The 12,614-nt window shown below is 67.1% G+C and carries 12 protein-coding genes and 1 pseudogene; 5 read left to right on the top strand and 8 right to left on the bottom strand.

Features of this window, described 5'->3' with window-relative positions; all coding sequences use genetic code 11:
• Positions 1-119: 119 nt before the first annotated feature.
• Positions 120-1,583, top strand: coding sequence for an amidase family protein (locus tag ACQKLX_RS04425; RefSeq protein ID WP_427359832.1), 1,464 nt, complete (start codon positions 120-122; stop codon positions 1,581-1,583).
• Here the strand turns inward: ACQKLX_RS04425 and ACQKLX_RS04420 are convergent.
• From ACQKLX_RS04420 to ACQKLX_RS04410, 3 genes are read right to left on the bottom strand one after another with little or no spacing between them, the layout of a single operon-like run.
• Entirely contained in the window at positions 1,580-2,614 is a 1,035-nt protein-coding gene (locus tag ACQKLX_RS04420) for a DmpA family aminopeptidase (RefSeq protein WP_427360100.1), read from the bottom strand. The two genes, ACQKLX_RS04425 and ACQKLX_RS04420, sit on opposite strands and share 4 nt — an antisense overlap.
• Positions 2,615-2,632: 18 nt before the next feature.
• On the bottom strand, positions 2,633-3,031 hold the full coding sequence (locus ACQKLX_RS04415; RefSeq protein WP_427359830.1) for a VOC family protein: 399 nt from the start codon (positions 3,029-3,031) through the stop codon (positions 2,633-2,635).
• A 17-nt stretch (positions 3,032-3,048) separates the two neighbouring features.
• On the bottom strand, positions 3,049-3,579 hold the full coding sequence (locus ACQKLX_RS04410; protein WP_427359828.1) for a hypothetical protein: 531 nt from the start codon (positions 3,577-3,579) through the stop codon (positions 3,049-3,051).
• Between the two features lie 340 nt (positions 3,580-3,919).
• Here ACQKLX_RS04410 and ACQKLX_RS04405 point away from each other — a divergent pair, with 340 nt between their 5' ends.
• Positions 3,920-5,302: an aminotransferase gene (locus ACQKLX_RS04405; RefSeq protein WP_427359826.1), complete on the top strand. Its 1,383-nt coding sequence runs from the start codon at positions 3,920-3,922 to the stop codon at positions 5,300-5,302.
• Positions 5,303-5,872: 570 nt separating this feature from the next.
• Positions 5,873-6,769 (top strand): annotated as a pseudogene (locus ACQKLX_RS04400) (metallophosphoesterase).
• 24 nt (positions 6,770-6,793) lie between these two features.
• Here ACQKLX_RS04400 and ACQKLX_RS04395 read toward each other — a convergent pair.
• Entirely contained in the window at positions 6,794-7,390 is a 597-nt protein-coding gene (locus tag ACQKLX_RS04395; protein WP_427359824.1) for a L,D-transpeptidase, read from the bottom strand.
• 230 nt (positions 7,391-7,620) lie between these two features.
• Between ACQKLX_RS04395 and ACQKLX_RS04390 the strand changes: the two genes are divergently transcribed.
• Entirely contained in the window at positions 7,621-8,550 is a 930-nt protein-coding gene (locus ACQKLX_RS04390; protein WP_427359822.1) for a histone deacetylase family protein, read from the top strand.
• Between the two features lie 82 nt (positions 8,551-8,632).
• Positions 8,633-9,265, top strand: a complete 633-nt coding sequence (locus tag ACQKLX_RS04385) for a LysE family transporter (protein WP_427359820.1) — start codon at positions 8,633-8,635, stop codon at positions 9,263-9,265.
• An 8-nt stretch (positions 9,266-9,273) separates the two neighbouring features.
• Here the strand turns inward: ACQKLX_RS04385 and ribB are convergent, their stop codons facing one another.
• The 4 genes from ribB to ACQKLX_RS04365 all read right to left on the bottom strand — a co-directional run bounded on the left by ribB (position 9,274) and on the right by ACQKLX_RS04365 (position 12,567).
• Positions 9,274-10,560: a 3,4-dihydroxy-2-butanone-4-phosphate synthase gene (gene ribB / locus ACQKLX_RS04380; RefSeq protein WP_427359818.1), complete on the bottom strand. Its 1,287-nt coding sequence runs from the start codon at positions 10,558-10,560 to the stop codon at positions 9,274-9,276.
• Between the two features lie 168 nt (positions 10,561-10,728).
• Entirely contained in the window at positions 10,729-11,847 is a 1,119-nt protein-coding gene (aroC, locus tag ACQKLX_RS04375; protein ID WP_427359816.1) for a chorismate synthase, read from the bottom strand.
• 31 nt (positions 11,848-11,878) lie between these two features.
• The gene (locus tag ACQKLX_RS04370) at positions 11,879-12,325 is read right to left on the bottom strand and encodes a type II toxin-antitoxin system VapC family toxin (RefSeq protein ID WP_427359814.1); all 447 of its coding nucleotides are present in this window, start codon (positions 12,323-12,325) and stop codon (positions 11,879-11,881) included.
• A complete protein-coding gene (locus ACQKLX_RS04365) occupies positions 12,325-12,567 on the bottom strand; it encodes a type II toxin-antitoxin system Phd/YefM family antitoxin (protein ID WP_427359812.1) in 243 nt (80 codons plus the stop codon). The genes ACQKLX_RS04370 and ACQKLX_RS04365 overlap by 1 nt, the downstream gene beginning before the upstream one ends.
• Positions 12,568-12,614: the final 47 nt, after the last annotated feature.

The raw sequence follows: 12,614 nt of genomic DNA, 5'->3' as shown, positions 1-12,614 counted from the left end.
AACACCGCATTGCGTGGAGAAAGAGGTGGATGGTCGGGACAAGCCCGACCATGACGGGTGCGGTTCCGCCGCCTGCCGCAATGCTCTACGACTTGAGTCCCCACCCGCCGGATCCCCCGATGGCCTCGATCGACCTCACCGCCTCCGCCACGAGCCTGCGCGCCGATCTGCTGGCCCGCCACTTCACTGCCACGGAGCTGCTCGAGGCGACCTTCGCCCGCATCGGCGCGCTGAACTCCAGCCTCAACGCCATCGTCGCGCAGGATCGCGAGGCAGCACGCGCGATGGCGGCGGAATCCGACCGGCGCATCGCCGCTGGCGAGGCTCGCCCGCTAGAGGGTCTGCCGATCACGATCAAGGACGCCTTCGACGTCGCCGGCCTGCCCTCCTCCGGCGGCCTGCCGGCCTATAAGGAGCGCGTTCCTGAGGAGGATGCCGCCGCCGTCGCTCGCCTGCGCACCGCCGGCGCGATCATCCTCGGCAAGACGATGGTTCCGGTCTTCTCCGGCGATTTCCAGAGCTACAACCCCACCCATGGCGTCACCAACAATCCCTGGAACGCCGAGTATTCGCCCGGCGGCTCCTCCGGCGGGGCGGCGGTCGCGGTCGCGACCGGCATGAGCGCCTTCGAGCTCGGCTCCGATCTCGGCTCCTCGATCCGCTGGCCAGCACAGGCTTGCGGCGTCTTCGGGCTGAAGACCAGCTGGGGCCTGGTCTCGACCTGGGGCCTGATCCCGCCGCCACCGGAGCGGCGCACCTTGCGCAATGTCGACCTCGTCGTCGCCGGCCCGATCGCCCGGACGACCGAGGACCTCGATTTGATCCTGCCGGTGCTGACCGGCCCGCGCGATCCGAATGTCGTCGGCGCCGCCCTGCCCGCCCCGCGCAAGCTGGACGCAAAGGGCCTGCGCGTCGCGGTCTGGGCGCAGGAGCCGTTCGCGCCGGTGACCAAGGAAGTCTCGGACACCGTGCGCGAAGCCGGACGACGCCTCGCCGAGGCCGGCGCCATCGTCGACGAGGCGGCCCGCCCCGGTTTCCGCTTCACCGAGGCCTATGAGGTCTATGCGCTGCTTAACCACGCCGTCGTCGCTTATGGCCTGCCGCCAAAGGTGCGCGCCCGCATCCAGGCGCAAGCGGCGAAGTTCGCGCCCGGCGATCTCTCGCATCAGGCGCTGCAAGCCCGCGGCGCCCGGATGACACCCGGCCTCTATCAGCAGCTCCACCAGCGCCGCCTCGCACTGAAGCGGCAATGGGCCCGCTTCTTCCAGAGTTACGACGTGCTGCTCTGCCCGCCGGCGCCGGTCGCAAGCCAGAAGCATGATCATCTGCCCGATTTCCACGCCCGCCGGCTCGACATCGATGGGGTGGAGCGGCCCTATCTCGACTTCCTGTGCTGGGCGAGCCTCGCCACCGGCTCCGATCTGCCCTCGCTGAGCGCACCGGTCGGGCTGTCGCAGGCCGGCCTGCCGACAGGCGTCCAGATCATCGCGCCTTTCGGCGAGGACCGGACGGCGATCGCGGTCGGGGCGATGCTGGAGAAGCGGGGTGGCGGCTATCGCGTGCCGCCGGTCGCAGCGGTCTAAGCCTTCAGCCAGTCCGCCAGCGACGGCCGGCGATTGCCGTCGCGCCCGATCGTCTCCGGCGCGGCCAGCATGGCGTTCAGCACCGCCTCCTGCGTCGCCTCGGCAGCAGCGCGGAAGGGCAGGTCGATCCGGTTCTCGTTAAGCACGGTGAGCGGCACGAGATCGGCCTCGTCGAAATGCGCGATCCGGCCCGCGGTCGAGAAGGCGATGGCAATGTCACCGCTGCCATTGCCCCAGAAGGCGCCGAGCCGCGCCAGCCCCGCGCCGCAGCGCCGGGCGATACGGGCGAGTTGCCGGCTCTCCAATGGCAGATCGGTCGCCAGGATGATGATGACCGAGCCGCGCTCCGGCGGCTGGACGGTGCTCGCGGCCGGCGGCACCGGACGGCGCCCATCCGGCAGCACAAGGTCGCCGGCATTGCCGAAATTCGCCTGCACCAGCACGCCGACAGTAAAGCTGCGGCCATCAATCTCGATCAGGCGCGAGGCGGTGCCGATGCCACCCTTGAAGCCGAAGGCGCTCATGCCGGTGCCGGCGCCGACCGCGCCCTCTTCGACTGGCCCGCCCTCGGCCTCATCGAGCGCCATTTCGGCGTCGGCCACCGTCAGACGCCGGGCCCGGATATCGGAGAGGAAGCCGTCATTGCATTCGAGCACGAGCGAGTTGACCGTGCCGGTACTGCGGCCGATCTCGGGGGTGGCCGCGAGCGCCCGCCCGACCAACGCCTCGATGCCGACAGCGACTGAGAAGGTGTTGCCGAGCAGGAGCGGCGTCTCGATCTGGCCGAGTTCGGCGAGCTGCATCAGCCCGGCGCTCTTGCCGAAGCCGTTGATGACGTCGACGCCGGCCCGGACTTTCTCGCGGAAGAGATCGCCCTGATGCGGCAGGACCGCGGTGAAGCCAGTGCGGATATCGCCTTCGCGGATCGTGCGATGACCGACGGCGACGCCGGCGACATCGGTGATCGCATTGAGCGCGCCGGGCGGCAGCACGCCGCAGACAAGGCCGTGATCGCGCGCCCGCTTGCTCAAAGACATCTCCAGTTCCGCTCACACCGCCGTGTTGAACACAGCCTCGATGTTATGGCCATCGGGATCGATGACGAAGGCGGCATAATAGTGCGGGCCATAATGCGCCCGTAGACCGGGAGCGCCATTGTCGCGCCCGCCATGCTGCAGCGCCACGCGATAGAATTCATCGACGGCGGCTCGACTGGGAGCCGCGAAGGCGACGTGGAAACCCGGCCCCGGCGGCCGCGCTCCGTCCGAGCGGTGCTTGAGCGCCAGCGCATCACCGCTGCCTGGAATGCCGTAACCGACGGCCTGATTGCTTTCGCCTGGCCTGAGATCGCTCCAGACGCGAACATAGCCGAGCGGCGCAAGAGCGGTGTCGTAAAAAGCCGTCGCGCGCTCGATATCGGCGACACCGAGCGAGAGATGGTGCAACATCGGCCGGTCCGGTGCGCTCACGCCGCGGCCTTGACCTTCGCAACGGTCACGCGCGGCCGCCCGCCAGCCAGTTCCTCGCGCAGCACCAGCCGTTCATCCGCCGCGATCATGCCGAGTGGCACGTCATGATCCGCCATGACCGCCGTCGCCGACTTGTTGAGGAAGACGATCACCGGGCGGTTGCCGGCGGCGGCCCAGCGGCGCAGCTGGGTCAGGTAGGGCTCCTTGCGCCAGGCCTGCGGCGCGCCAGGATCGAGCTGGACGAACAGCCAGTTCGTCGCCGGGTCCATGGTCAGCACGAAGCGGGCCTTGTCCGGCTTCCACTCCGGCCCGAGGAAGGTCTGGGTCATCCAGAGGCAGAAGAAGGCGCGGCAATGATCGGGCCGCGTCGCATGGATGCCGCAGCCCCGCCCGGGCAGGCAGTGCTTGCACCAGCTGCCGGCGACGCTCTCGACCGCCGGCACGTCATAGACCTTGCAGCACAGCGTGCAGCTGCCGCAGTCACGGCCGGGGGCCGGCTGGTTCACCATGCGGGCGGGGTCGATCATCGGGCTCTCTCGAAAGTGCGCGGAACCATGCGCATCGCCACAGCGGCTGGCAAGCGATGATTGGAATCGTTTGAAAATCGCTCTGCGACCCTCATCGTCATTCCGCACAAGCGCCGCAGGCGCGCAGCTCCGGAATCCATCGAAGGGCACCGCGTTCTACGATGGATTCCGGCCCTCCGCTTCGCTACGGCCGGAATGACGGTGGAGAGTTTGGCAGGAGGCAGCGAGGAAGGGCCGCCCCGCGCCAGACTCTGCCCCGCTCTGCAGGAAAATCGCTCAGCGCTTGCGCGGGCCGCGGTCTATGCTCGCATAAACGACGCATAAGCATCGGGAGCCGGAAATGCTGACCAACCTCGCCGTCCGCGACATCGAGACCCTCGTCCACCCCTATACCAATCTGGCGGTGCATCGCGAGGTCGGCCCGCTGGTGCTGGAGCGCGGCAAGGGCGTCTATGTCTACGACGTCTCCGGCAAGGACTATATCGAGGGCATGGCCGGGCTCTGGTGCACCTCGCTCGGCTACTCCAACGAGGAGCTCTGCGACGTCGCCTATGAGCAGCTGAAGAAGCTGCCCTTCACCCACATCTTCTCCGGCCGCAGCCACGACCCGGCGATCGAACTGGCCGAGAAGCTGAAGGAGATCGCGCCGGTGCCGATCTCCAAGGTGTTCTACGGCGCCTCCGGCTCGGATGCGAACGACACCCAGGTCAAGCTGGTCTGGTACATGAACAATGCGCTCGGCCGGCCCAAGAAGAAGAAGATCATCTCGCGGCTGAAGGCCTATCACGGCGTCACCGTCGCTTCGGCCTCGCTGACCGGCCTGCCCGCCAACCACACCGATTTCGACCTGCCGCTGCCCGGCATCCTTCACACCTCCAGCCCGCACCACTACCGCTTCGCCCAACCCGGCGAGAGCGAGCTCGACTTCTCGGCACGCCTTGCCGCCGAGCTCGACGAGATGATCCAGCGCGAAGGGCCGGACACGGTCGCCGCCTTCATCGCCGAGCCGGTGATGGGCGCCGGTGGCGCGGTGACGCCGCCGGAAGGCTATTTCGAGGCGATCAACGCCGTCCTGGCGAAATACGACATCCTCTTCATCGCCGACGAGGTCATCACCGGCTTCGGCCGCACCGGCGAGATGTTCGGCACGACCACCTACAAGATGAAGGCCGACACGCTCTCCTGCGCCAAGGCACTGACCTCTGCCTATTTCCCGCTCAGCGCCGTGCTGATCAACGAGCCGGTCTACGAAGTGCTCGTCGACCAGAGCAAGAAGATCGGTACCTTCGGCCACGGCAACACCTATGCCGGCCATCCGGTCGGCTGCGCCGTCGCGGTCAAGACACTGGAGATCTACCAGCGCGACCGGATCATCGAGCATGTCCGCAAGGTCGCGCCGACCTTCCTGCAGCGCCTCGGCAAGCTCGCCGAGCACCCGCTGGTCGGCGAAGCCCGCGGCGTCGGCCTGATCGGCGGCGTCGAGCTCGTCAAGGACAAGGCGAGCAAGGCGCAGTTCGAGGCCAAGAAGGGCGTGGCGGCCAAATCGGTCTCCTTCGCCCAGGACGAAGGCCTGATCCTGCGCGCCATGGGCGGCGACCGCGTCGCCTTCTGCCCGCCGCTGGTGATCACCGAAGCTGAGATCAACGAGATGTTCGACCGCTACGAGCAGGCGCTCGCCAAGACGCTCGACTGGGTGAAGGCCGAGGGCCTGCTCGCGGGCTGAGGAAAACAATTGAGCGCGGGAACCCCTCTCCCGTGTGGGAGAGGGGTAGGGGTGAGGGACCGCCGCTGATTACTTGGGCGCAGCGGAACCGTTGCGCCGTCGGCGGAAAGGGCAGGCCCTCATGCCTGCCCTTCTCCCACACGGGAGAAGGGTTCCCCGCGCCCTTCCTCAACGATTGAGCCTTTCCCCCGCGAAACTGTGCCAAAGCTGACCAAAGCCTCGGTGTGACACGAAAAACGTCACGAGAATTTCACGATGCCGCCGCCGGCCCGACCCGATCGGCCGCGACATTGGCGGTGCTGACGGCCAGGAACCGTCGGCACCCACAACCGGAAACCGAGGATCATGTCTACGCATAAGCCGCGCCACCCCGCGCACCGTTCCGCCAGCTTCCATGATGCCAGCGCACGTGAGGCCTATGCATCGCGCTTCCGCCCGATCGCGATTCCTGCCATCGTGGCGGGAACCCGCTGGACCCCGGCCGCGTTGACCTCGCAGCACAGGGACGTTCCGGCGCTCCTGCGCAACGGTTTCGAAGATTGATACGACGACCTCCGACTGAGACCCAGAATGCTTGACCGGCGCAGAGTTCTTCAAACTCTCGCCGGTCTTTTTCTGTCCGGCTTCGGGCTGGGCGGTTACGCCTATGCCTGGGAGCCGGCGCATCAGGGCGTGACCCGCTACAGGCTGAAGCCCGCCCGTTGGCCCGACGGCCGGCGGCTGCGGCTCGCTGTGATCTCGGACCTGCATGTCGGCGGCCCGCATATGCCGGTCGAGCGCGTTCGCCAGATCGTTGAGCAGACCAATGCGCTGAAGCCCGATCTTGCCTTGCTGCTCGGTGATTTCGTCGCCAGCCGAGCCCGCCGCGCAGACGACCCGGCACCCGCCGAATGGGCGTCCGAGCTCGCCCGGTTGCAGGCGCCTGCCGGCCGCTTCGCCATACTCGGCAACCATGATTGGTGGCAGGACCAGCGCGCTCAGCGTGAGTTGAGTGGACCAACGCAGTCCACGGTGGCGCTCGACCAAGTCGGTATCCCCGTCCTTGAGAACCGGGCGATCAGGCTCGAAACCAGCGCTGGGCCGCTCTGGATCGCGGGCCTAGGCGATCAGGAGGCCTTTGTCTTGCGTCGCCGTCCGCGCGGGCTGCGCTATGGCGTCGACGACCTCCCTGCAACGCTCGCTATTGTCGACGACGATGCGCCGATCATCCTGATGGCGCACGAGCCCGACATCTTCGCCAGGGTGCCTGCCCGTGTCGCGCTGACCCTTTCGGGCCATACCCATGGCGGCCAGGTCAGGCTGTTCGGCTGGTCGCCGATCGTGCCTTCGCGCTACGGCAATCGCTAAGCCTACGGCCATGTCCATGAGAATGGCCGCGACCTCGTCGTCTCGGCCGGGCTCGGCACCAGCAAACTGCCGATCCGGCTGGGCGCGCCGCCGGAGATCGTGCTGATCGAACTGGGCTGAAGGCGACGCCTTAGCGCCACCTGGTCAGCGGACGATGACCTTCCCGCCGACCGCGGCGCGGTTATAGAGGTCGATCGCGTCGATATTGCGCATCCGGATGCAGCCGGACGAGGCCGAACGGCCGATCGTCTCCGGCTCGTTGGTACCGTGGATGCGGTACAGCGTGTCCTTGCCATTCTGGTAAAGATAGAGGGCGCGGGCGCCGAGCGGATTGTCCGGCCCGCCTTCCATGCCGCCGGCGCGCGGCGCCAGATGCGGCCAGCGCGCGATCATCTCGGCCGGGGGCGTCCAGCGCGGCCACTCGGCCTTGCGCTGCATCACCGCGGTGCCGGTCCAGCCGAAGGCCTCGTCGCCGGTCGCGACGCCATAGCGGATCGCCTTCTTGTTCGGCAGGACGAAGTAGAGGAACTTCTCGGTGGTATCGACCACGATCGTACCAGGCTCTTCGCCGGTCGGATCGTTGATCTCGTAAGGCAGATGCGTGATCTGCGTCTCGAAATTCGGGACGAGCGCCATGTATTCGGCATCGCGGGCCGAGAGCGACGGAGCATGAACGGTCTTGTATTGGCAGGCGCCGAGAAGCACCGACAGGCCGAGCACCGCAACGAAAGTCTGCTTCATGGTTTCCACCGCCGGCACCGAAACGGTGCTCGTTATGATGAATGCTTCGTTAAAAAACGGTGACCCGATAAGGCACGGTGCGGGTCGAACACAACCCGGTCTTACGGCGCAATCGTCTTGCAGGCAATGAAGTTCCCGCCTTGCTCTGGCGTCTTGCTGCATTGCAGTGACAATATGGTCACGCTTGCGGCCTAGACAATCGGGCCCTACGCCGACCTTCGGAGACCCGCGTGACGACGCTGCTGATCAGCCACCCTTCCAGCCTTCGCCACGCCACGCCGCCGGGCCATCCCGAGCGCGCCGACCGCATCCGCGCCGTCGAGGAGGCTCTGGCGGAAGAGCGATTCGCACTCCTGCAACGCGTCGAGGCCCCGGAAGGCACGCTCGCGCAGGTCGAACTCTGCCATCCCGCCGCTTATGCGCGGGCGATCGTCGAGGCGTCGCCGCAGGAGGGGTTGGTCCAGGTCGATGCCGACACCATCATGTCGCCGGGCACGCTCGCGGCTGCGCTGCACGGCGTCGGCGCCGCCGTGCATGCCGTCGACGAGGTCATGACCCGGCGCGCGACCAACGCCTTCAGTGCCATGCGCCCGCCCGGCCACCATGCCGAGAGCGACAAGGCGATGGGCTTCTGCTTCTTCAACAGTTCAGCCATTGCCGCACGCCATGCGCGGAAGGCTCACGGCGCCGAGCGCGTCGTCATCGTCGACTGGGACGTCCATCACGGCAACGGCACGCAGGAGATCTTCTGGGACGACGCCAGCGTGCTCTACGCTTCGACCCATGAGATGCCGCTCTACCCCGGCACCGGCGCGCCCTCCGAGCGCGGCGAGCACGGCACCATCGTCAACGCCCCCTTGCGGGCCGGCGACGGCGCCGATGCCTTCCGCGACGCCTTCGAGAGCGCGATCCTGCCCCGGCTCGAGGCCTTCCGGCCGGATCTCGTAATCGTCTCGGCCGGCTTCGACGCGCATTGGCGCGACCCGCTCGCCAACATCAACCTGAAGGAAGCCGACTTCGCCTGGGCGACACAGAAGCTGATGGAGATCGCCGACCGCCATGCCGGCGGACGCCTCGTCTCGATCCTGGAAGGCGGCTACGACCTCGAAGGCCTGGCGAAATCGACCGCCGCCCATGTCATGGCACTGATGCGCGGCTGAGACCGCGCCCTTCGATCGAATGACGCGGCACGCCGCGAGACGAGCTCAGATCGAGCATCGTCCCGACAAGCGGCGTGCTGCGATGTTCTCGATCGACCAACCCGATGTGATCCTCTCCCTCGCGGGCACCTACGCGCTGATTGCGGTCACGCCCGGCCCGAATTTCGCAGTCGTCGCTCAATGCGGTCTGTCGGCCTCTCGCGCCAAGGCAGCGGCAGCGGCCTTCGGTGTCGCTCTCGGTGCCGGCCTCGTGGCGATGGCGGCGGCGTCCGGAGCCGCGTCGCTCCTCGCGCTCGGCCCTTCGCGGCTCGCCATCGGCCTCGGCTTCACCCTGCTTCTGCTCTGGCTCGCCTTGGGCAGCCTTCGGACGGCGCACATATCGGCCACCCAGCCCCGTCGTTGCGAAGAGGTATCGCTCGCCCGCTGTCTGCGGCTCGGCCTGTTGACGGCGACGAGCAACCCGCTGACTTTCGCCTTCTTCCTCGGCCTCAGCTCCGCGCCCGGCTGCGGTGCCCAGGGTTGCTCGCCAGCATCGGCCTTTCTCGCAGCCTTCGCGGTCGCACTGGTCTGGTTCGGCTGTGTCGCGCTGCTGCTGTCGGATCGGCGGGTCGCGCGTCTCTGCACAGGCAAGCGGGCCGGCATGCATGTCGCCATCGCAGCGCTGCTCGCCTGCCATGCCGCCTGGGCGGCGACCGCAACCATCCGCCTGCTATAAGCGGCCGCTCACTCCAGCGGCGCGGTATCCGCGATCTCGATGCCGAAGCCGGAAAGGCCGACGAAGGCGCGGGTCGACGAGGCCAGGTTGACGATCGAGGCGACGCCGAGATCGCGCAGAATCTGGGCGCCAAGGCCAACCTCGCGCCATTGCTGCGAGCGCAGCGCATCCGAGCCTTCCTCGCCCTCGACGCTCTTGATCGGCACGCCGGCCGAACCGTCGCGCAGATAGACCAGCACGCCCTTGCCCTCCTGCTGGAAACGGCGCAGCACGCACTGGATCGAGGACGCCCCGCCGAGCACGTCGGCGACGACATTGGCGCGGTGCAGGCGGGCCGGCACCTTCTCGCCGTCGCCGAGCTTGCCCATGACGAAGGCGAAGTGCTGGGTGTCGTCGAAGGGCGTCACATAGACATGGCCGGTCATCTCGCCGAACTCGGTCTTGACCGGGAAGGAGTGCACGCGCTCGACCAGCTTTTCGCGCGCCTGGCGATAGGCGATCAGGTCGGCGACCGTGATCTGCTTGAGGCCGTGCTTCTGGGCGAAGGCGGTGATCTGCGCGCCCTTCATCACCGTGCCGTCATCGTTGGCGAGTTCGCAGATCACGCCGACCGGCGGCAAATCGGCGAGCCTGCAGAGGTCGACCGCGGCCTCGGTATGGCCCGAGCGCATCAGCACGCCACCATCCCTCGCGATCAGCGGGAAGACGTGGCCGGGCCGGACGAAGTCGGCGGCGCCCATATTGCCGTTGGCGAGCGCACGCACTGTATTGGTGCGCTGCTCGGCCGAGATGCCGGTGGTCAGCCCGTGCTTGACGTCGACGGTGATGGTGAAGGCGGTGCCGAGCGGAGCATCGTTGGAGGAGACCATCGGATCGAGCCGCAGGCGGCGCGCCTCGCCCGACGTCAGCGGCGCGCAGACGATGCCGCAGGTGTTGCGGATGATGAAGGCCATCTTCTCCGGCGTGCAGAGCGAGGCGGCGACGATGAGATCGCCCTCGTTCTCGCGATCGTCGTCATCGGTGACGATGACGATCTCGCCGCGTGCGAAGGCTTCGACGGTCTCGGCGACATTGCTTGCGGTCATGGCAGCCTCGCGCGGGCCCTGCAGGCCCAGAAAATCGTTGGGGGTGACGGCGCCGCCGGTCGCGGCGGCGATGCGCTCGGCGCTCTCGCGCGAGATCCAGGCGGAAGGATCGTTGCAGAGCGCCGTGACGCTGGCCGGAGACAGGCCGACCTGCCGCGCGAAGGCGCTGCGGGCGGTTTTGGTTTGCTGGAGCCAGATGTCGAGCTTCATAAGGCGAAGCTAGTACGCCTTCGCTTCATTATCAATGAATGGCTGATAATTTTTCAGCGACACTGAAATCATAGCCGCTTCGTCATGGTCGGGCTTGACCCGACCATGACGGAAACCAGCTAACTGGTCACGAGATTCTCGGGACAAGCCCGAGAATGACGCCCTTGGTCACCCCTCGAACGGCCAGCGCGGCTCGATCACGCCGACCTGGGCGCGGTGGCGCAGATACTGGTCGGCGAGCACGCAAGCGACCATGGCTTCGCCGACCGGCACGGCGCGGATGCCGACGCAGGGGTCGTGCCGGCCCTTGGTGAACATCTCGGTCTCGCCACCGGTGCGGTTCACCGTGGCGCGGGGCGAGAGGATCGACGAGGTCGGCTTCACCGCGAAGCGCGCCACGATCGGCTGGCCGGTCGAGATGCCGCCCAGGACGCCGCCGGCATGGTTCGACAGGAACAGCGGCTTGCCGTCATTGCCGGCGCGCATCTCGTCGGCATTCTCCTCGCCGGAGAGCTCGGCGACGCCAAAGCCGTCACCGATTTCGACGCCCTTGACCGCGTTGATGCTCATCAGCGCCGCGGCGATCTCGGCGTCGAGCTTGCCGTAGATCGGCGCGCCCAGCCCCGCCGGCACGCCTTCGGCCACGATCTCCAGCACCGCCCCGATCGAGGAGCCGGACTTGCGGATGCCGTCGAGATAATCGGCAAAGCGCTCGGCCGCCTTCGCATCCGGGCAGAAGAACGGGTTGTTGCCGACCTCGTCCCAATCCCAGTTGCCGCGATCGATCTTGTGCGGCCCCATCTGGACGAGGGCGCCGCGCACCACCATGCCCGGCACGACCTTGCGGGCGATCGCCCCGGCCGCGACCCGCATCGCCGTCTCGCGCGCCGAGGATCGGCCGCCGCCACGATAGTCGCGGATGCCGTATTTCACGTCATAGGTGAAATCGGCATGGCCCGGCCGATACTTGTCCTTGATCTCGGAATAGTCCTTCGAGCGCTGGTCGACATTGTCGATCATCAGGCCGATCGAAGTGCCCGTCGTGACCTGCTCGCCATCGCTCTCCCGCGCGAAGACGCCCGAGACGATGCGGACCTGGTCCGGCTCCTGGCGCTGGGTCGTGTAGCGCGACTGGCCGGGCCGACGCTTGTCGAGGTCGCGCTGGATCTCGGCTTCGCTCAGCGGGATCAGCGGCGGGCAGCCATCGACGACGCAGCCGATCGCAGGCCCATGGCTCTCGCCGAAGGTGGTGACGCGGAAGAGATGGCCGAAAGTGTTGTGCGACATGGAAACCCGACAAGACTGGAGCGCTGGCTTCTTATCCGGTTTCCGGCAACGGTGGCAGCCCCTGAAACGGATCGAGCGCGGAAACGCCCAAAGGCGAAAAATGCCGGAGATTTCGGGTCAGAACGGTCAAGCCGTGCACCTGGGCCGTCGCAGCGATGGCGATGTCTTCGAAACCCGGCCGATGCGCCCGTGCGCGATCAAGCATTCTTCCAGCAAGATGCGCGCAGCGTAGATCGAACGGAAGAACCTTCTCACCGTAGAAGTGCTCGACCGCCTGCCACCACTCGCTGAGCGAACGCGCCTTGGCCATTGCCCCTTCCCGCTCTGCTTTCGCGATGCCAGCTGCTACCTCAGCGGCCGTGACTACCGACAGAAAGAGATGCGAGCTCACCTGATCGAGCCAGACGGCCAATTCTTTCGCTTCTGCTCGCTTCGAGGGGGCGAGCGCCGAGATCACATTGGTGTCGACCAGGAACATCAGAGATCGGCAGGCGAGCGCAGCTCCCCGCTTCGGACCGGGATATCCTCCGCCTCACCCGGAAACGCCGCGAGCAGACGCCCGAAACTCGGGGCGCGCGCCAGCCGCTCATAGTCCTCGAACGACAGGATCACCGCATCCTTGCGACCATGGCGCGTGATGATCGACGGCGTTCCACCAACCGCCTGATCCACCACCGCCGACAGCGTTGCCTTGGCGTCCTTGAGCTGGATTTCCCGCATCGCCACCCTCAGTATGACCACTATAGTCATATAGTGTCGAAGCGGGC

Origin of the sequence: Allobosea sp. NPDC003192 (assembly GCF_050275675.1) — a bacterium.
Lineage (GTDB): Bacteria > Pseudomonadota > Alphaproteobacteria > Rhizobiales > Beijerinckiaceae > Allobosea.
Note: the sequence above shows the minus strand (reverse complement) of the source record. Positions and strands in the feature narration are given on the sequence as shown.